Genomic DNA, 20,639 nt, shown 5'->3' with positions numbered 1-20,639 from the left:
ACGAACATTCCGGCAAGGGAATTTCAGCCTCAAATGTTAAAGTTTGGAGAAAAAAAATAATTAACCGGCAGATTGTTGAAATGTTAGATAAAGTAAAAATCGGGAAGACTGAAAGCAAGCGTAACTTGTAAGTCCGAACTGAAATAAAAAAATAAAGTATTAATCTCAAAAAACTAAATTAAATTCTGGCCTATGTTTGTAATTAAAAGAGACGGAACCCGCGAATCGGTAAAATTTGACAAAATCACAGCACGTGTACAAAAGTTAAGTTACAGTTTGGATCCGATGCATGTGGATTCTACATTGGTAGCAAAAAAAGTAATTGATGGTGTATACGATGGTGTAACTACTAGTGAGTTAGATAATTTGGCTGCAGAAACCGCAGCTTCATTAACGGTCCGTCATCCTGATTATGCTCAGTTAGCTTCCAGAATTGCTGTGAGTAATTTGCATAAAAATACCATTAAGAGCTTTTCAAAAACAATTGAAGCCTTATATAAGTATATAGACCCTAAAACCAACACGCCGGCGGCCTTAATTGCTGAGGATGTTTATGAAATTGTAAAGAACAATGCGCACACATTAGACTCTTCTATAATATACGATCGTGATTTTGGCTACGATTATTTCGGATTCAAAACGTTGGAGCGTTCTTATTTATTAAAAATGAATGGAAAGGTTGCTGAGCGTCCACAGCACATGCTTATGCGTGTTGCGGTGGGAATACATAAATCAGATATTGAGTCGGCCATCAGAACATACAATTTAATGAGTGAGCGTTGGTTTACACACGCAACACCAACCCTTTTTAACGCAGGAACACCAAAACCACAAATGAGCTCATGCTTTTTATTGCAGGTTAAGGAAGATAGTATTGATGGTATTTATGATACATTAAAAAATTGTGCTAAAATATCGCAGAGTGCCGGAGGTATTGGTATTAATATTCACAATGTAAGAGCAACAGGTTCATATATTAAAGGTACCAACGGAACCAGTAACGGAATTATTCCAATGCTAAAAGTGTATAATGAAACTGCACGTTATGTAGATCAGGGTGGCGGAAAACGTAAAGGATCCATAGCAGTATACTTGGAGCCATGGCATGCAGATATATATGACTTTTTGGATATACGCAAAAATCATGGTAAGGAAGAAATGCGAGCCCGTGATTTATTTACGGCTTTGTGGATTCCGGATTTGTTTATGAAAAGAGTGGAAGAGGAGGGAGACTGGAGTTTAATGTGTCCAAATGAATCACCGGGATTAAGTGATTGTCACAGTGCCGAATTTGAGGCTTTGTACACAAAGTATGAAAAGGAAAAACGTTTCCGTAAGCAAATAAAAGCGCGTGAATTATGGGCAGCCATTATTGAAGCGCAAATTGAAACCGGAAATCCATATATGTTGTTTAAAGATGCAGCTAACTCAAAATCAAATCAACAAAATTTAGGGACCATTAAATCATCAAATTTATGTACTGAAATTATTGAGTATACCAGTAAAGACGAAGTGGCTGTGTGTAATTTAGCTTCCATTGCATTACCTCGATTTGTGGATGAAAAAACCGGAACATTTGATCACAATAAATTATTTGAAATTACTTATGTAGCCACAAAAAATTTAAATAAAATTATCGACCGTAATTATTATCCGATTCCTGAAGCCAGAACTTCCAATATGCGTCACCGTCCTATTGGATTAGGCGTTCAAGGATTAGCGGATGCCTTCATTTTAATGCGTTTCCCTTTTGAAAGCGAAGACGCTAAAAAATTAAATGCGGAGATATTTGAAACTATTTATTATGCGGCATTAACGGCTAGTAAAGATTTGGCGAAAATTGAAGGACCTTATGAATCGTATCAGGGATCACCTATTTCCAAAGGAATTTTCCAGCACGATATGTGGAGTGTAACGCCAAGCTCAAGATGGGAGTGGGATACATTAAGAGAAGAAATTTTACAATTTGGTGTTCGCAATAGTTTATTATTAGCTCCAATGCCTACTGCAAGCACTTCTCAAATTTTAGGAAACAACGAATGTTTTGAACCATATACGAGCAATATTTATACGCGTCGTGTTTTAAGCGGAGAGTTTGTGGTTGTGAATAAACATTTGTTGCGCGATTTAGTGAAATTGGGAATATGGAATGACAATGTGAAAAACAAAATCATAGCTGCAAACGGATCCGTTCAAAACATAAACGAAATTCCGGATAACATTAAAGAATTATACAAAACAGTTTGGGAAATTAAACAAAGAACTATAATTGATATGGCTGCCGATCGCGGCGCATTTATTGATCAGTCTCAATCTTTAAATTTGTTTATTCAGGATGCTAATTTTGCCAAAATGAGTTCAGCTCATTTTTATGCTTGGAAAAAGGGATTGAAAACGGGTATGTACTATTTACGCACAAAAGCAGCAGCGGATGCCATTAAGTTTACAGTTGATCAAAGTGCATTACAAAAACCGAATTTGATTCTAGGCAACGAAGATCAGTTATTGGTTGATAGAGGTCAATCTCATGTACTCACCCAGGAAGAAATAAACGCACAGTTAGCCTGTAGCTTAGACAACCCCGAGGCTTGTGACTCTTGTGGATCATAAAAGTGATCGTTAAATTTTAAAATCCCCTGTTTTGCTCAGGGGATTTTTTATTTCACTCATTTAACCCCGCTTTAACAATAAATAGCAAAAATTTAAATCATCATTCTGTATTATTGTATATGAAAAACTCCTTTCTAAAAATCACCCTAATTTTTGTTTCGATAATTTTATTAGTCCCTAAAAATTTCGCTCAGCAAAAACCAGCAGAAAAATCACCGCTAACCTGGTATACAAATCTGATGGAGGCTCATGAAATATCCAAAAAGAAAAAGAAACCCGTGTTTGCTTTTTTTACGGGTAGCGACTGGTGCGGCTGGTGTAAAAAATTACAGGCAGATGTTTTCGCCAAAAAAGAATTTGTGGATTGGGCAAAAAAAAATGTGATTCTTTTAGAAGTTGATTTTCCGAGAATGAAAGCATTAGATCCGGCCTTGCAACAGCAGAATAATAATTTGCAACAATCGTTTGGCGTAATGGGGTATCCTACCATTTGGATGTTTAATATGATAAAAAATGATAGTGCTAAAACTTTCGGTATTGATCCGGTTGGTTCATTAGGTTATCCTGTAGGAGCATTACAAGGAGCAGAACAAATCAAATTTCTCCATACGGCAGATTCTTTGCTAAACAACTATAAGGCTAATAAGAAAAAAGGAAAATCGTAATTAACGATTAAATGGAATTGAATACCAATTGACCTTCGCTATTTTGAAATAACAAGTTTACTGTTGTATTCAGCTGTGCCGTTACTTACTTTCACAAAGTAAATCCCATCATTTAAAAACGATAAATTCAAATTTAATTTATCTTCAATAACTTTTGCAGAATAAACAATTTTCCCTGTGCAATCATTAATTAAAACTTCTTTTTCACCGGTAATTGGAAATTGAAGATTTGTATGACCTGAAGTTACCGACGGGAAAATTGAAATTTCATTTAAAGAATTTTCATTATTTATGGAAATCACTTTGGATACAGTAGAACTTCCGTCAAACTCAAATTGACGTAAACGATAATAATTAATTCCTCTATTTGGTTTTGTATCCGTAAAACTGTATTCATGAATTACGTTTGAATTACCGCTTCCGTTTAAATCACCAATTGATTCAAAAGATAATCCATCTACACTTTTTTCTACTTCAAATTTCTTATTATTTTTTTCATTTCCGGTTACCCAATTTAAAACATTAGCGTTTTTGTTTTCTGATGCGGTAACTGTAAATTCAAGTAACTGAATTGGAAGAATAACAGAGGTGTTAAAATCATCAAAATAACAAATAGTGGTGCAATAACTTCTAAAAGAAATGCCGTTAGGAACTAGTGTAGCTATATTTGTATTTACAGTAGCTTGCAAAACCATGGCGTTGTCATATAATCTACCAGTTACATTTGTAGTAGTATTCCAGGTTAACTCTAAATAATACCAATTAGCCGTGTTATAGGTGTAAGGTGTGGTTGCTAAATCGGTGTATCCCCAGCCGGCATTGGCCTGAATAATTAAACCACTGGTGTTAGGGGCAAGTACTAATGACCAACCTCCGCCGCCTGTAGCTCCAAAGCCCATATAATTTCTTTGATTCCCCTTGGCCCATACCCCTAAAACATCACCCGGATTTCCAATAGAAACATCCGTTCTATAAAACCAAGGATAACCACTGGTGGCCGCTTGCCATCCAAAAGCCCCCGAATAAGCCGCAGCTGCAGCTTTTGTTCCGTTATTTGTTCCGCTTCCTATTAACCAAGGCGACCAAGTCCAAGTTCCTGCTGCCTCAAAATCTTCAATTACCTGACTTTGTAATCCTAAAGAAGATATGAATATTGAAAAAATTATTAATTTGATTTTATTCATTTTAATTAGTTTACGTTTATGTTAAGCAATTCAAGTGATAATATTTGAGGGAGTGAATTTTGTGCCGGAAAATATTCATTCGGAAAAATTTCTTTTCCTACAAATGACGTATTGGAATTGTTAGTTGAACATGGCGTGGCATTTAATGACGATTGCGCATTTAAAGTAATAGATACAGCATTGGCCGGTTCCCAACCTTGATTAGCTGAAAATATTTTAGGAGTAAAAGTAATAGTTACATTATTATTGGAAGTGTTATTGATTTGCAACAATACCTCATCTCCGGTACTGCAATGATTGATTCTATATGCAAACTCAACATTGTTTTGAGTTGTAATTGGAATCATAGATGCACTATGTGCACCTGAACAATTCTGTCCAAAAGCACTGCCTTGAACATAAAACATTCCAATAAAAAGAAAGAAGTAAAATTTAATCATGTATGAGTATTAAAAATAACAACAACAAGTTAAAATTAACCTGGAATTATTGCAAATAATTAACTACCCAACAATTATTAAAACGTTTTAGTATTAAGAATTTGCCACTCAACCTTGAATAATCGAATATGCAGGGCAGAATTTCATTGTGTTTTTAATTCGTAGTTTTGGACTATGAATAGATTAATACTTCTGATTGTACTTTCATCAAATGTTTTACTTGCTCAAAAGGCTAAAAAAATAAAGGCCGAGGATTTAATAAATTGTTGGTCGCGTTCATTTGAAGATGAAAATCAAAACGCAAAGGTAGCCGCATTCAGAAATTGCGATTATCAATTTCCTCCACGTATTTATAGACCAACTGTTAAACTGGAAGCGAATGGAAAATGTCAGATTCTGCATATTGGAGAATCAGACATACGTTCATTTAAAGAAGGAACCTGGACGTTTTCAAAGCGCAAAAAAAGAGTAACAGTTATCAACGGCAATAAAGTAATTGAAATGAAATTCCGAATTAAAAAAATGGAAAAAGATTTTATTATTTCAGATTGGGAATTGTAGTTACTGAATTACAATTATTTTTTTACATAGGATTTTATTTGGAGTTTTTACTTCTAGCCAAAATATTCCGGCATTTTTTATTTCCACATTTGTATGGTTTGAATTTGTAACTTCTACTTTTTCTTCAAAAATTATTTTTCCGCTTAAATCCATAATCCGAATTTCCGATTTCTGATCAAAAACTACCGTAAATTTTCCGCTTCCCGGATTTGGATAAACTAAAATTTCATTTTCCGAAAATGAATTACTTTGCAAGTTTGTGCAAAGTGCAACTTCTTGAGTAAAGGTGGTGAAACTAGTACACGTGCTAATACTGTCATGACTTGAAACGGAATAAGTGCTGCTTACAGTTGGACTAATCACTAAAGAATTAGAAATAATGTTACCCGGATTCCAGGTATAAGATGTAGCGCCCGAAACATTTAATGTAGCTGTTTCTCCCGTACAAATTAATGAGGAACTTGAAGATGGAGTGATGTTACCTGCAGAGGCGTTATACACTTTCCAAATTTCGCATGAATCTAATACTCTGTTCCAAATGGCAATATCATCTAGCTGCCCCTTAAAATTTTTACCGCCCCCAAAAACACCATTGTTTTCAGCGCCAAACCTCATATTTGCTATTAAAGTTCCGGTTGGTGCGGATGTAAATGTATGAGATAGTACTCCGTCCGAATAAAATCTCCATTCGGTATTTGTTCTTATCACCAATAAATGATGCCATGTAGTAAAATTTGGAACTACAGTAAATCCTACAGAACTATTATTAATATCAAAAGTTCCGGCGCCAGTGCCTAACATATAAGTTATTTTTTGATTGCTTCCGTTCGGTGCGTGATTAAATAAAACCCCTTCCTGAAAAAACGGATTGATGCTGTAAAAGGTTTGTGATGCTTTTGTATAATCTCCCGTTTTCCACCACATTGAAATGGTATGCGGTTCACTAGAATTAAAGAAATTCAAAGTTGAATTTATATAATCATTTACTCCATCCAAAGAAAACGAGGATGCAGCATTATTAAATCTATCCGGCTTTAATGTTGGTCCGTTGAATGCTGCGCAGTGATTTCCGTTGCCACTCATATCTAACGTGTTTCCATCAAACGGATACCAAGCCACTAAGCTTGATGTTGGAATATACGCAGGTAATTGTGCAAGGAGTTGAATACAGAATAAAAAAGCAAGACCCGTGATTTTAATTTTCATGATAATTTTTTTTAAAGATAAATTTTATTCCTTTTATATTGAATAAAATAAATATCAAAACAAATTTAAATCGATTTTTATAATAATTGTAAGTTTATTGCTCAAAATGCGTTAAAAGCAATCACGGAGGCATGGGTCCCGAATAATGGATGCAAGGAGAATCTGAATTCACAAAACATTTTTTATGAAACGTAATTTGCAAATCATACACCGGTTGTGCATCAACATGAATTTGTAATAATGGGATAGTCCACCATTGGGCATAACACGAAGAATCGATATTTAAATGTGAGTTTTTTGAATTTTTGATTGAAATCTTTTTAGTTTGCTCTTCGCATACTATCATGTAATTTCCTTTTGGTAAATGAAAAGAAAAACCCCCGGTTGAGTCGACAGTAAATGAAAATAGTATTTTAGACTTTAAGTTATTGCTCTCTCCTTTTTTTACAAAAAGTTTTTTTCCTACGTAAGGTTTTGCTCTGTTACACTCATCTAAAACTTCTTTATTTGGCATTACACCACCGCAATAACTGTTAGTATAAACAACTTTACCTTTTATAGTATAGGTTTTATTGTTTTGAGTACGAGTTTGCGCAAATAAACCGAATTGCAAAAGAAGAAATATATACGTTGTTGCTTTCATGTTTATAAATGAAGATGATATTTTATATACAATTCCATAAAAAATAATGGCTCCCCGGCGGGAGCCAATAAAAATTTGTGTTGTTTTTTATCCCCATTACCCTCTTGTATCAGAAGAGCATAAAGGTTAATCCGATTTCGGCACAGGCCTTCATTAAACGGAAACAAACACAGCATTAATACCTCATCATCCAAAAAAAGGTTTCAAGTTTTATTAAATTCAATTATTAAAAATCATGACTTAGTTGATTGGTAGCCTTTTGCAAAATTTCAAAGGCATTCTCAGCCATTAAATTTTCCCGATCAAGTGTTGGATTAATTTCAACCATTTCAAAGCAAATAATTTTTTTACTACGCATAATGTAATAAATCAAATTTCCGGCTTCTTTTTCAGTAATTCCATTGGGCACCGGTGTTCCGGTTCCACTCGAAATTCTGGAGTCCATACTATCTACATCAAAGCTCACATAGATTAAATCACAATGGTCGAGATAATTTAAGGATTCAATGGCTACACGTTCCACTGCTTTTTTACGAATTTCTTGTAAAGTAAATATCCTCACTTTATTTTTCTTGATGAGGTATTCTTCCTGGGGTTCAAAATCTCTTAAAGTAATGAAAACCAAATCGCTATAATGAACTTTTGGACAAATGCCACCTAAATTTTTTAATTTTTCCCAGTATTCAACTGTTTCATCATCCGGTCTGTTTTGTTGTCTGTCTTTGTTATCTTCCCCTAAAACACAGGCAAGTGGCATACCGTGCATATTACCACTTGGGGTGGTGTAAGGACTATGAAGGTCGGCATGGGCGTCAATCCAAATCACTCCAAGTTTCTTTTCGGGGTGAGCTAATCGAATCCCACTTATGGTCCCTAAGGCCGAACTATGATCGCCGGCTAAAACTATGGGTATTTGTCCACCCTTAATGGTTTTTTGTAATTCCTTGCTAATACGATCGTTAAGATTATAAATACCTTTAATTCTCTTAGCATAATCATGTACAACGGGTTCCAATAATAAGTTGTTTTCAGTAGGTATTTCTACTGATTTATAGCGTTTAAAGAATGGACTACCGAAATCTAAGGCGGCTATTTTAATAGCATCAACCCCCATACTTGAGCCCCTGGTTCCGGCTCCAATTTCACTTTTTACTTCAATAATTTTAATCGGTTTTATCATTTTTTCCGTATTATTTTAATATTTGGTCTATTTTTGTATTAAAGTAAATCACTTACATTGCTCAATAGAGGGTGTAAGTAACTAAGTTGAATCTTATGAATAACCTTTATTCTAATCTTATTACACAAACATTTAACTTTCCTCAGGAAGATTTTCATGTTGTGGATGATGAACTGTATTTTAACGACATTCCCCTAATGGAGGTCATTAAACAGTATGGTACTCCTCTCAGAATCAGTTATTTGCCTAAAATCGGAGCTCAAATTCAAAAAGCAAAAAGGCTATTTAATGTGGCCATGGCTAAAGTTGATTACAAAGGCAAGTATGTATATTGTTATTGCACTAAAAGCTCACACTTTAGTTTTGTGCTGGATGAAGTTTTAAAAAATGAAGTGCACATTGAAACTTCTTCAGCATTTGATTTACAGATTCTCAAGGAACAATTTCAAAAAAAGACCTTAAACAAAGATACATATATTATTTGTAACGGGTATAAACGCAATTTGTACAAACAATATATTACTGAATTTATCAATGATGGTTTTAATGTGATTCCGGTATTGGATCACCTGGAAGAAATTGATTATTACAAGAAGCACGCAAAAGCCGAAAAAATAAATTTAGGAATTAGAATAAGTACAGAGGAAGAGCCATCCTTTGCTTTTTACACTTCGCGTTTAGGAATTCGAAATTCTGAAATCATGAAATTGTATAAAGAAAAAATTGAGCCCAATCCAAAATTTAGTTTAAAGCTGCTTCATTTTTTCATTAATACAGGAATTAAGGACACTATTTATTACTGGACAGAATTAAACAAGTGTTTGAATTTATATAAAGAATTAAGGGCCGTTTGTCCGGAGTTAGATTCCTTAAACATTGGAGGTGGAATGCCAATTCGCACATCCTTAAGTTTTGATTACGATTATGAGTACATGATAGAGGAAATTGTAGAGCAGATTAAAGCATTTTGCGAACAAAATGAAATTCCTGAACCGCATATATTTACTGAATTTGGATCTTTTACAGTAGGTGAAAGTGGAGCAACCTTATATTCTATCATTGATCAGAAACAACAAAACGACAGAGAAACCTGGTATATGATTGATAGTTCATTTATAACCACACTTCCGGATACCTGGGGAATTAATCAGCGTTTTATTTTGTTGGCCATTAATCAATGGAACAAGCCCTACATTCCGGTTAATTTGGGAGGATTAACTTGCGATAGTATGGACTATTACAATACGGAAGCGCACACCAATCAGGTGTTTCTTCCTAAACTGGACAAGAATGAAAAAACACCACTTTACATTGGCTTTTTTCATACCGGTGCCTATCAGGAAGCATTAAGCGGATATGGTGGCACACAACATTGTTTAATACCTGCACCCAAGCATGTTTTAATTGACAGAGATGAAGAAGGTAAATTAGTAACTCGCTTATTTGCCAAGGAACAAAGCTACAAGAGCATGCTAAAAATACTCGGTTACTAAATCAATTGAGGTAACTCTAATATTTTCTTATTCTTCCATTAGGCACAATGTACTGTTAACTACTTTTGAATTGTTTGATGATTCAATTTAAATATTAGAGATCAAACTCCTTATCTTTGCTCTGAAATTCTGCTGCAGTAATTATGGCGCTATTTGATTTTTTAACCCAAGACATAGCAATTGATTTAGGAACCGCTAATACAATTATTATTAGCAATGATAAGGTTGTTGTGGATGAACCCAGCATTGTGGCAGTTGACCGAACAACCGGTAAAGTAATTGCTGTGGGTAGAAATGCACAAATGATGCATGGTAAAACCCATGAAAACATTAAAACCATTCGTCCACTCAAAGACGGGGTGATTGCAGATTTTCAAGCGGCAGAAGAAATGATTAAGGGAATGATTAAAATGATTAACACGGGTAATCGTTTTTTTAAACCTTCTTTACGTATGGTAATTTGTATTCCAAGCGGAATTACAGAAGTAGAAAAAAGAGCGGTTAGAGATAGTGCTGAACATGCAGGTGCAAAAGAAGTTTATATGATTCATGAGCCCATGGCCGCAGCAATTGGTATGGGTATTGATGTGGAAGAACCCATGGGGAATATGATTATTGATATTGGAGGTGGTACATCTGAAATTGCCGTAATTGCTTTAGGTGGAATTGTGTGTGATAAATCTATTCGTATTGCCGGCGATGATTTTAATGCCAACATTGAAGAATACATGCGTAGGCAACATAATATTTTGATTGGTGAACGAAGCGCAGAACGTGTGAAAATAGAAGTTGGTGCCGCACTTACTGAAATCGAAAATCCACCGGCAGATTATGCTGTGCAGGGAAGAGATTTAATGAGCGGTATTCCTAAAGAAGTTTATATCAGCTATGTGGAAATTGCACATTGTTTGGACAAGTCAATTTCTAAAATTGAAGAAGCTATTTTAAATGCGCTGGAAATGACCCCCCCTGAATTAGCAGCAGATATTTACAGAAAAGGAATTTACATGGCGGGCGGTGGCTCTTTGCTTCGTGGTTTGGACAAGCGAATTTCATTGAAAACAAAATTACCTGTTCATGTGTGTGAAGATCCATTAAGAGCTGTGGCCAGAGGAACAGGAATTGCACTTAAAAATGTTCATAAATTTCCATTCCTTATTAAGTAACACGCACGGCTTCCTTGTAATTTAATACGAACATTTTAATTAAACGGATTCATTTTAGTATTCGTCATTTGCTGTGAAAAATTTAGTTGCCTTTATTGTTAAGCATCATTTTATTTTTGCATTTTTTTTAATGCAAGGCATTTGTGTTTGGCTGATGCAAAAAAATCGGAAATTTCAGGGATCTCAAATTTTAAATTCATCGAATGAAGTAGCCGCCGGAATTTATCAAGCTGCAGCTAATACCAAAGAATATTTTGATTTACGAGGTGAAAATGAAAGACTCGCGGAAGAAAATACAAGACTAAGGAATAGATTAAAAAGTAATTACAATATAATTCCACTTACGGTGTTTGAAAAGAACGACACGCTTTACATGCAACACTATTCTTATATCAATGCTAAAGTGGTGAATTCAAGTATCAACAAACGAAGAAACTATTTAACGATAAATATTGGTAAATCACAAGGAGCAGGTAGAGATATGGCTGTAATGAGTGTGCAAGGAATTGTTGGGTACATAACAGATGTATCGGAAAATTTCAGTAGCGCCATGAGTTTGTTGCATAAAGATTCTAAAATAAATTGTCAGTTGAAAAATGATGGCAGTTACGGAATTTTAATTTGGGATGGCACAGACTATCAACATTGTTATTTAACTGATATTCCTACTCACGCGAAATTAAAAAGAGGTGATACGATTGTTACGAGCGAACTATCAGGAATTTTCCCTGAAGGTTTATACGTAGGTACCGTAGAAAAATGGGAACAAAAACAAAATGAATCTTTTTTTACAGTAAAAATAAAATTAGGGGCCGATTTAAAAAAAGTAAATCATGTATACATTATCCAAAATAAATATAAAGGTGAACGCGATTCACTAGAAAGAAATTCGCAAAAACAAATTGACGACTGAAATTTTTAGAAATATTCTGCGATTTATCGCATTGTTATTGTTACAAGTTTTAATTGTACAAAATATTAATTTGGGTTCTTACATTATTCTTTTCCCTTATGCATTAATTATTTTAATTCTCCCATTTGAAACAGGAAGGGTGGTACTTATGCTTATTTCATTTTTGGTAGGTGTGAGTTTAGATATGTTTTATGATTCGTCGGGTTTACATGCCTCAGCATGCACACTTATGGGTTTTAGCAGATATTATGTTTTAAAATTTATTTCACCACGAGATGGATACGATAAAGGCGTACAACCTACAGTGGAAGATATGGGTTTGGCCTGGTATTTTAGATATGCGGGTACACTGATATTACTTCATCATGCAGCGTTTTTTTATTTGGAAATTTTCAGAATAAATCAATTCTTTGAAACATTATTAAGAACAATCTTAAGTAGCCTCGGAACTTTTATATTAATTTATTTGCTGCAATTTTTATTTAATAGTGGCAAAAAACGATAATGTCAGGAAATTTACAATTATCAAATAGAAAATTTTTTATTGGCGGTTTTTTTTGCCTAATTGCTATTATATATTTATGTCGTTTATTTTACATTCAAATAATAGATGATCAATACAAAGTAGCTGCTGAAAATAATTCTTTGCGTAGACTTACCGAATACGCAACGCGTGGCTTTATTTTTGATCGGAACGGAAAAATTCTGGTTCAAAATGAACCTTCTTATGATTTAATGATAATTCCAAAAGAAACCAAAGGTTGCGATACCATGGCCCTCTGTGAAATATTACAAATCACAAAAAAAGAATATCTCAAACGTTATAAAAGAGCGTGTCAGGCACCTAATTCTCCTCGAAAGCAAAGTATTTTTGAAAAACAAATGTCGGCCGACATGAATGCAACGCTACAAGAAAAATTGTATCGGTTTAAAGGATTTTACGTACAAAAGCGAACCGTTAGAAATTATCCACGTCCCATTGCTGCCCATTTGCTTGGTTATGTGGGTGAGGTAAGCAAAAAGAAGGCAAAGGACGATCCTTATTATGATGAAGGTGATTATATTGGTATTACGGGAATTGAACGTAGCTACGAAGCAGAATTAAGAGGAATAAAAGGAGTTCAAAAAGCCGTAACCAACGTGCATAATAAAATAATTGGAAGTTATAAAAACGGATTGTATGACACCTTAGCTGTTCCGGGTAAGGAGTTGTTTTGTACCATCGACATGGATTTACAGGAATATGGAGAAAAATTATTGAAAGGAAAAAAAGGCGCAGTTGTAGCCATTGAACCTTCCACCGGAGAAATTTTGGCTTTGGTTTCTGCACCATCCTACGATCCTAATTTATTGGTAGGCGGAAAAGAACGTTCCAAAAATTTTACCAAATTGTATTACGACTCTTTGGATATGCCCTTATTTAATCGCGCGTTACAAGGCATGTATCCTCCCGGTTCTATTTTTAAATTGATTGGTGCCCTTATTGCACAAAACGATGGCTTGATAAACCGAAATACTGTTTTTCCTTGCAATATGGGTTATCCACCCATGGGAGGAAAACCAAAATGCCATGCACACGGTGGCGGTAAAAGTTTAGTGGGTTCTATCGCAGCTTCCTGTAATTCTTATTACAGTTATGTGTTTCGTGAAATTGTTGATCAAAAAAAGTATCCCAAATTTATTGATGGATATAATCATTGGCGAGAAACCGTTAAAACTTTTGGACCGGGAAACAGATTAGGCACAGATTTGCCCTATGATAAACCCGGTAACGTTCCATCGGTTGAGTATTACAATAAAATTTTCGGAAAAAATGGCTGGCGTAGTAATACCATTGTTTCGCTGGGTATCGGACAAGCAGAATTATTATTAGTTCCATTGCAAATGGCCAATGTGGTGGCTATAATCGCCAATCGCGGATTTTATTACACACCACATTGCATAAAAGGAGTGGGCGAAGAAAAAAAATTAGATAAGAAATTTAAAGAAAAACATTATGTAGCTGTTCAAAATCAGGAAGCCTATCAAAACGTAATTGATGGCATGCAAGGCGCAATGGAGCCCGGTGGTACTGCGTTTACCAATCGAATTAAGGATATTGTAGTTTGTGGTAAAACCGGAACTGCACAAAATCCGCATGGAAAAGATCACGCCGTTTTTTTAGCCTTTGCGCCAAGAGAAAAACCAAAAATTGCCATTGCTTGTATTATTGAAAATGCAGGCTTCGGAAATACCTGGAGCGCACCGGTAGTTACTTTAATGATTGAAAAATATTTGAAGGGAAAAACAGATCGACAGGAACTGGAAAAAAGAATTATGGATGCCGACTTAATTCATACAACAACCTTAACAGTTGAAAATCATTAATGAGAGGAAATCAAAATAGTGTTTTTTATGGTGTAGATAGACTAACCATATTCATTTATTTTGTTTTAGTGTTGCTGGGTTGGTTTAATATTTACGCCGCTGTTTATAACGATGATCACCAAAGTATTTTTGATGTTTCTCAAAAATACGGCAAACAATTATGGTGGATTGTTGGCGCAACAATTATCGCATTTGGTATATTATTGATTGATGCTAATTTTTATACGGTATTCTCCTATGGGTTTTATGCTTTTTTTATTATTGCCAATATTTTGGTGATATGGCTGGGTCGTGAAGTTAAGGAAGTAGATCTTGGTTTAGATTTGGAGATTTTGGAATTCAACCGGCCGAATTTATGAAATTTGCTACTAATCTAGCGCTCGCTAAATTTTTAAGTAACAGTACAATTATTATTAATCAAAAATTCCGATTAAGAATTAAGGATTTAATTAAAAATTATAAAAACACCTTTATTGCATTATTAATTATCGGATTACCACTTTTATTAATTAAAAAATTACAAGATGAAACCGGATTAGCCATTGTATTTGTAGCCTTTGTAATTGTTTTGTATAGAGAAGGATTAAGCGTTAACTTTTTTAGTGTTTGGTATATTGGCTGCAATATTGTTTGTAGTAACACTAGTTGTTGGTAATGTGGCTACCATCATCATTACTTTAAGTATTATAGCCGCACTTTCACTTTTATTTATTGAGCGAAGTAAGATAAACTTATTCACCGTTTTTTTAGTTTTGATAAGTTGTGCGGCTGTGGTAAAGGGTACAGATTATGTGTATGATCACCTCGAAACGCATCAGCGAAACAGAATTGATGTATTGTTGGGAAGGGGAAATGTAAATTTAAAAAAAGAAGGCTATAATGTAAACCAAGCCAAAATTGCTATTGGTAGTGGAGGAATGATGGGTAAGGGATATTTACAAGGTACACAAACCAAATATGATTTTGTGCCGGAACAGGACACTGATTTTATTTTTTGTACAGTAGGCGAGGAGTGGGGATTTATTGGAAGCACTATTGTTATTTTTCTTGAACTTTTTCTTATCCTCCGAATTATCTTATTGGCCGAAAGGCAACGTTCTGATTTTAGTAGAATTTATGGATACGGAGTTGCATCTGTTTTGTTTTTCCATCTGGCCGTAAATATTGGCATGACCATTGGTTTAATGCCGGTGATTGGAATTCCTTTGCCCTTTTTCAGTTACGGAGGATCTTCGCTCTGGTCCTTTACTATTTTGCTTTTTATTTTCATTAAGTTAGATGCCAATCGTTTAATGATTTTGAGGTGAGTATACGCTATACGCCAAATAAATTAATTATTATAGGATTAGTCTTTTTACTATTTTCTTGTAGATACACAAGAGTACCATCCTATTTAAAAAAAGAATTTAAGTATGAACCTCATATAGACACTTTGGCTCAAGAAAAGATTCAACTTGCCAAAGGCTTTTACAGGGAATTAATGATTGATGAAAATATGCCAATAACACAAGGACTTTGTTTTAAAACGTATTATTTTGATAGTAAAGATAGTTCACTTAGAGAAAATACAGGTTATTGTGATATCATGTTTTTTGAAAATGGATTGTGTTTTTAGGACATTTAAATCCTTTAAGGTGGGAAATAAACCCAAAAGAATTTCATCGTAGTGTCGAGGAAGGAATTAGATTAAATAAACCCGGTTACTTTAGTGATGTTGTTTATTCTTATTGGGGCCTTATGAAATAAAAGGCGATACAGTAAAAATAAAAGTACTTATTAGAAATTCATTAATGTCGGCCAGTGTTTTAGCTTATGAGCAATGGTATAGAATTATTGATAAGAATACTTTGAGGCCGATGCAATTTAAAGGACTTATAAAAGGTCATTACAATAAACAATGTGATTCTGTTGTTAAATTAAATCCAAAATATTATCCAGATTCTAAATTTATACCATTACAAAATATAAATATTAACCCCAATTATAATTGGATTATGAATAAAAAATGGTTTTGGAGGAATAAACAGGATTATGTTCGTTGGAAAAAATCTACGCTTTAACTATTTTATAGATTTTATTTTTATTACGAATTTTTATTTTCATTAAAAAAATTCCGGTTTCATTTCACTTAAATTAATCTTTACAGTTCCATCATTTGGTATGGAATCAAAATATTTTGTAAATAAAACACTCCCAAAAGTATTTAAAACCTCAATTGTAAGTTTATCTTCAGATTCTAATTCTATTTGGATATTTACTAAATCTAGGGTGGGGTTCGGAAATAAATTAACTCCAGTCAGCGTTTTTCTAATTCATTAATGCCTATACATTCATCAACTATTTGAGTTACTATTGCTGTATCAGAGCATCCATTCAAATCTAATCCTGTAACTATGTAATTTGTTGTTAGAGTTGGTGAAACAATATTGATTGATGAAGTAATTCCATTATTCCACCAATAGCTATTAGCACCAGTTGCGCTTAGGGTGGAAGATTCACCTGTACAAATCAAGGTCATGTTACTTGATGCATTCACTAACGGAGGTGTGCCAGTACATTGACTCAATTTATAAATAAAACTAGATTGTAAATTTGAAATTAAATTGTAAGTTCCAATTCCTGAATCAAAATCACAAGTATCTTGAAAGTATCCAGTAACTAAAACATTATTTGTAACATCTATGGCTATTGAAGAGCCTCTATCGTCTATTTTCCCACCCAATTTTAATGCCCACAAAAATCACCTAAAGGATCTAACTTAGTTATAAAACCATCTGATGAAAGAGCCGTTAAAGGGTAATTTCCAATATTTGGATTAAAATCTACTGTCCCATAAAATTGGCCTGTTGCATAAACATTATTTGAAGAATCAAACGAAAGAGAAGTTCCAAAATCATCTCCTATGCTACCATAAGTTTTCACCCATACAAAATCACCAGATGGGTCTAATTTTAGAATATAATTATCTTGAAGTCCCGCTGAGGGTAAATTCATTATTCCTGGGCCTGGATCAAAATCAACTATATCATGAAAATAACCAGTACAATAGATATTATTTAATTGATCTATACGCATACTTAAACAGTTATCAATTCCAGAGCCTCCATAACTTTTTAGCCCAAATAAAATTCCTGCGTTATCCAATTTAATTAGGAAAATATCTTGCCAGCCACTAACCGAGCTTAGAGTTGATGTTCCTGGTCCCGGATCAAAATCAATAGTAAATTGGAAATAACCGGATAGGTACACATTACCAAATTGATCACATGCAACTGTGCTTCCACCATCTTTTTCCTGTACTTCCAAATGTTGCTGCCCAAAGAAAATCACCAATGGAATTTAATTTTTAATAGAAATACATCTTCAGAGCCGTTAGATGTTGCTGTGAATATTGCTGGACCAGGATCAAGATCAATCGTATTAAAAAAATTTCCTAAACAAAACATCGCCTATTTGATTAATGAATAAACCATAAGCATAATCAGAACCAGAAGAACCTACATTGTTATCCCAAATAAAATTTCCTGAAGCATCTAGTTTAACTATAAAAACATCACTTTCTGAAACACCATTAGAAATCAGATTTGTTACTCCCTGTCCTGGATCGAAGTCACATGTGCCCCTGAAAATGCCACTAACCTAAATATTTCCAATCCCATCTAAAAGCAATCCTGCAGCCTGCATCAAAACTTGCCCCGCCAAATTTTATAGCCCAAATAAAATTTCCCGAAGCACTTAATTAAGAACATATGCATCATCATAACCTGCAGAAACAATGCTGAATGTATTAATACCGGGGGTCAAAATCAACGGTGTCTTGAAATCGCCCTGTTGTATAAACGTTACCGGATGGGTCGGTAACAATTGACATTCCTAAATCTGTATTAGATTCTCCTATACCATGTGCCCAATTTAAGGAAAGGTGATTGAGATTGCGCTATAAAAACCGCAAAAATAAAATTAATGAATATAAAACCCTTTTTTATAATAAATGATATTCTAATAAAATTAATCATTTTTTTTATTTATTGTGATTAATAGATTAGTGGGAGTATATTGCTTTAGTTGAAAGCATAATTTTTAAATGAGCGTTAACGAAAATTATCCATTATTTATTTTCCTTAAGATAAAAAACAAAGGATATAATAAGTTATATTATACCCTTTGAATATGGTTATTTTCACAGGATGGTGCTTTTTTCTTATATAGCCAATCTGAAAGCACTCTCTCAAAAAACCAGTGAAAAATACAATATCAAAACAGATTATTTATTTATGTGGAATTCAAAACCAATCAAGGATTGAATGATCACATGCAGCTGGACTATCAGCAATTCATTTAGCTTCTATTGTTCCAAAAGCTGTGTATTAAGGAGTGAAGATTAATTTTCGTACTTTGAATTAAAGTTGGTATTTGTTGTTAAAACATCCAGTTAATTTTGTAGTAAAAGCGAGTATTTTAGACTTTTTGATATTAAAACAGGCGTTAAATTTAGATTTTTCTCCAGTTTATTTTATAACTGCTTTATGAATTTTATTGGCAACTATTTCCACACCTAAGTCCTGCAGTCAATGCCAAATCTTTCTGATAGCGTCGGAGAATACTCGTATACTTCTTTTTTGATACCCCAGCCCAGATCGGTAAAATTAAGTTTTGGTTTCAATTATTTCTCTAGTGAAAATGGCGTTAAATTCAATTTTTGTCCAACCGTTATTTTTAATAAAGTTCGGGGACAAATGAGTACACATTTATACAATTTATAATGCCTCTGTAAATCTCCGTCAGCATAAAGTGGACTAAATTTAACTAAAACCAAGAGAGTGTTTCCTCAGAAACAATAAATTTATAATACTATGGAAACAAAGAAAAACAAACAGCGGAGAACTTATAAAAGATACGTCGCAAATCAAAAGAACATTTAGTTCAGAACAAAAATAAATATTGTAATGGAAGCTATACGAGCTGAGATGCCAGTAGCCGAATTATGCAGGAAGTATTCCATTAACCCATCTCAATTCTATAAATGGAACAAAGAGTTTTAGAAGCGGAAAGAAGAGATTATCAGGATACAAACCAGGAAGCAACCAGATGAAGTAGCGGAGCTCAGAAAAGAAAATCAAAGCTAAAGGAATGTAGCTGATTTAGTATTGCGCCATGATATCGTAAAAAAAAGCTTTGAATATATTGGAGAATCTGTAAAATTCAAAAGTATGGCGAGATTTACAGCTTCCGAAAACAATAAGAGATAATCAAAATTGTTGTCCGTTCCGGGAAATCGGCGTTAATAAAATGCTTCGCGTAAATCGGTTTAAACAAAAGCACGTTTACAATTGGTACAAATCCTATTCCGACAATGGTATTGATGGTTAGAGCCTTGTAAGCGCACTTAACAGGCAGTGGAACACAATACCCGGGAACAAAAACTTAGTTGTAGAGCTTGCTTTAGAGTGTCCTGAATTATCGTCAAGAGAGCTCGCGCACAAATTAACCGATGAACAAATAAATTTTTATTTGAATGAGTGTTTACTTGATTTTAAAAGCAGAAAGAGGACTGATAACAACACCCCGAGCATATTTTTTAGCAGCTAAAGATGAGTTTACAAACAAAACAGGATTCGTTCATCAAATGTGGCAAACTGATTTTACTTACTTTAAAATAATTGATGGGGCGCCAGTAATACGGGAGTACCGTTTTAGATGATTACAGCCGTTATATTTACACTGGGAGCTTTGTGCAGGAATGAAAGTGCAGGACGTAAAAAGAACCGTTGACAGAGCAATTATAAAAGCGTAGCATAATTGTAACTAAACAACGGCCCAGATTATTATCTCGACAATGGTTCAAAAGCGTTACATTGCAGGCGAACTCAAAACATATTTGAAAGACAATCATGGAATGGATCAGGTGCATGGCAGACCCATGCATCCGCAAACGCAAGGCAAGATTGAACGTTATCACCGAACAATGAAAAACGTCGTAGCTTGATAATTATTATTCACCGGAAGAATTAATTGCGGCCATTGAAAAGTTCGTGGAAAATTACAACAATGCTCGTTATCATGAGTCTTTAAAAATCTAACGCCTTCCGCTGATTATTTTAATGAGGAGAACCTTAATTTTAAAAGAAAGAGAAAAATCAAACAAAATTCATTAAAAAAAGAAGTGAGGAATATGAAAAATGAGAAAAATTATGAAACATCAAAAAACTAA

Annotated in this window: 21 protein-coding genes and 1 pseudogene; 14 read left to right on the top strand and 8 right to left on the bottom strand. The window is 34.1% G+C overall.

The genetic code is table 11. From position 1 onward, the window contains the following. Positions 1-192: 192 nt before the first annotated feature. Both IPM51_12640 and IPM51_12635 read left to right on the top strand, forming a co-directional pair. The gene (locus IPM51_12640) at positions 193-2,610 is read left to right on the top strand and encodes a ribonucleoside-diphosphate reductase subunit alpha (protein MBK9285140.1); all 2,418 of its coding nucleotides are present in this window, start codon (positions 193-195) and stop codon (positions 2,608-2,610) included. 119 nt (positions 2,611-2,729) lie between these two features. After that, a complete protein-coding gene (locus tag IPM51_12635; protein ID MBK9285139.1) occupies positions 2,730-3,275 on the top strand; it encodes a thioredoxin family protein in 546 nt (181 codons plus the stop codon). A 38-nt stretch (positions 3,276-3,313) separates the two neighbouring features. On the opposite strand, the gene IPM51_12630 is transcribed toward IPM51_12635, so the two are convergent. Beyond that, a complete protein-coding gene (locus IPM51_12630; GenBank protein ID MBK9285138.1) occupies positions 3,314-4,459 on the bottom strand; it encodes a T9SS type A sorting domain-containing protein in 1,146 nt (381 codons plus the stop codon). Positions 4,460-4,464: 5 nt separating this feature from the next. Further along, complete coding sequence (locus IPM51_12625) at positions 4,465-4,899, bottom strand: hypothetical protein (protein MBK9285137.1); 435 nt, start codon at positions 4,897-4,899, stop codon at positions 4,465-4,467. Positions 4,900-5,073: 174 nt separating this feature from the next. Between IPM51_12625 and IPM51_12620 the strand changes: the two genes are divergently transcribed. Further along, complete coding sequence (locus IPM51_12620; GenBank protein MBK9285136.1) at positions 5,074-5,460, top strand: hypothetical protein; 387 nt, start codon at positions 5,074-5,076, stop codon at positions 5,458-5,460. On the opposite strand, the gene IPM51_12615 is transcribed toward IPM51_12620, so the two are convergent. The 3 genes from IPM51_12615 to IPM51_12605 all read right to left on the bottom strand — a co-directional run bounded on the left by IPM51_12615 (position 5,461) and on the right by IPM51_12605 (position 8,489). Beyond that, complete coding sequence (locus IPM51_12615; GenBank protein MBK9285135.1) at positions 5,461-6,666, bottom strand: T9SS type A sorting domain-containing protein; 1,206 nt, start codon at positions 6,664-6,666, stop codon at positions 5,461-5,463. Between the two features lie 121 nt (positions 6,667-6,787). After that, positions 6,788-7,309, bottom strand: coding sequence for a hypothetical protein (locus IPM51_12610; protein ID MBK9285134.1), 522 nt, complete (start codon positions 7,307-7,309; stop codon positions 6,788-6,790). Between the two features lie 226 nt (positions 7,310-7,535). After that, the gene (locus IPM51_12605; protein ID MBK9285133.1) at positions 7,536-8,489 is read right to left on the bottom strand and encodes an arginase; all 954 of its coding nucleotides are present in this window, start codon (positions 8,487-8,489) and stop codon (positions 7,536-7,538) included. Between the two features lie 95 nt (positions 8,490-8,584). Here IPM51_12605 and IPM51_12600 point away from each other — a divergent pair, with 95 nt between their 5' ends. The 8 genes and pseudogenes from IPM51_12600 to IPM51_12565 all read left to right on the top strand — a co-directional run bounded on the left by IPM51_12600 (position 8,585) and on the right by IPM51_12565 (position 16,488). Then, the gene (locus IPM51_12600; protein MBK9285132.1) at positions 8,585-9,982 is read left to right on the top strand and encodes an arginine decarboxylase; all 1,398 of its coding nucleotides are present in this window, start codon (positions 8,585-8,587) and stop codon (positions 9,980-9,982) included. Positions 9,983-10,125: 143 nt separating this feature from the next. Further along, positions 10,126-11,148 carry a rod shape-determining protein gene (locus IPM51_12595; GenBank protein ID MBK9285131.1) on the top strand — a complete coding sequence of 341 codons (1,023 nt, stop codon included), beginning with the start codon at positions 10,126-10,128 and terminating at the stop codon, positions 11,146-11,148. Positions 11,149-11,221: 73 nt separating this feature from the next. Beyond that, positions 11,222-12,061 carry a rod shape-determining protein MreC gene (mreC, locus tag IPM51_12590; GenBank protein ID MBK9285130.1) on the top strand — a complete coding sequence of 280 codons (840 nt, stop codon included), beginning with the start codon at positions 11,222-11,224 and terminating at the stop codon, positions 12,059-12,061. After that, complete coding sequence (locus IPM51_12585; GenBank protein ID MBK9285129.1) at positions 12,051-12,566, top strand: rod shape-determining protein MreD; 516 nt, start codon at positions 12,051-12,053, stop codon at positions 12,564-12,566. Before mreC ends, IPM51_12585 begins: the two co-directional genes overlap by 11 nt. Continuing rightward, positions 12,566-14,428 carry a penicillin-binding protein 2 gene (gene mrdA, locus IPM51_12580; GenBank protein MBK9285128.1) on the top strand — a complete coding sequence of 621 codons (1,863 nt, stop codon included), beginning with the start codon at positions 12,566-12,568 and terminating at the stop codon, positions 14,426-14,428. The genes IPM51_12585 and mrdA overlap by 1 nt, the downstream gene beginning before the upstream one ends. Next, positions 14,428-15,735, top strand: a pseudogene (gene rodA, locus IPM51_12575) (rod shape-determining protein RodA). Before mrdA ends, rodA begins: the two are co-directional and overlap by 1 nt. Then, a complete protein-coding gene (locus IPM51_12570; GenBank protein MBK9285127.1) occupies positions 15,732-16,043 on the top strand; it encodes a hypothetical protein in 312 nt (103 codons plus the stop codon). Before rodA ends, IPM51_12570 begins: the two are co-directional and overlap by 4 nt. Before the next feature lie 175 nt (positions 16,044-16,218). Beyond that, positions 16,219-16,488 carry a hypothetical protein gene (locus tag IPM51_12565; protein MBK9285126.1) on the top strand — a complete coding sequence of 90 codons (270 nt, stop codon included), beginning with the start codon at positions 16,219-16,221 and terminating at the stop codon, positions 16,486-16,488. 236 nt (positions 16,489-16,724) lie between these two features. Here IPM51_12565 and IPM51_12560 read toward each other — a convergent pair whose 3' ends face one another. From IPM51_12560 to IPM51_12550, 3 genes are all read right to left on the bottom strand, one after another. Beyond that, on the bottom strand, positions 16,725-17,150 hold the full coding sequence (locus tag IPM51_12560) for a hypothetical protein (GenBank protein MBK9285125.1): 426 nt from the start codon (positions 17,148-17,150) through the stop codon (positions 16,725-16,727). 2 nt (positions 17,151-17,152) lie between these two features. Then, complete coding sequence (locus IPM51_12555) at positions 17,153-17,761, bottom strand: hypothetical protein (protein ID MBK9285124.1); 609 nt, start codon at positions 17,759-17,761, stop codon at positions 17,153-17,155. A 454-nt stretch (positions 17,762-18,215) separates the two neighbouring features. Then, positions 18,216-18,326, bottom strand: coding sequence for a hypothetical protein (locus IPM51_12550; GenBank protein MBK9285123.1), 111 nt, complete (start codon positions 18,324-18,326; stop codon positions 18,216-18,218). 1,048 nt (positions 18,327-19,374) lie between these two features. Here IPM51_12550 and IPM51_12545 point away from each other — a divergent pair. The 3 genes from IPM51_12545 to IPM51_12535 all read left to right on the top strand — a co-directional run bounded on the left by IPM51_12545 (position 19,375) and on the right by IPM51_12535 (position 20,414). Continuing rightward, positions 19,375-19,470 (top strand): transposase, encoded by a 96-nt coding sequence (locus IPM51_12545; GenBank protein ID MBK9285122.1) that lies wholly within the window; start codon positions 19,375-19,377, stop codon positions 19,468-19,470. A 473-nt stretch (positions 19,471-19,943) separates the two neighbouring features. Further along, positions 19,944-20,129: a hypothetical protein gene (locus tag IPM51_12540; protein ID MBK9285121.1), complete on the top strand. Its 186-nt coding sequence runs from the start codon at positions 19,944-19,946 to the stop codon at positions 20,127-20,129. 135 nt (positions 20,130-20,264) lie between these two features. Next, positions 20,265-20,414 (top strand): hypothetical protein, encoded by a 150-nt coding sequence (locus IPM51_12535; GenBank protein MBK9285120.1) that lies wholly within the window; start codon positions 20,265-20,267, stop codon positions 20,412-20,414. Positions 20,415-20,639: the final 225 nt, after the last annotated feature.

This window comes from Sphingobacteriaceae bacterium, from assembly GCA_016715905.1.
Classification (GTDB): Bacteria; Bacteroidota; Bacteroidia; order B-17B0; family Aurantibacillaceae; genus Aurantibacillus.
The sequence above is the reverse complement of the archived record's forward strand: the minus strand, read 5'-3'. Positions and strand labels throughout refer to the sequence as shown.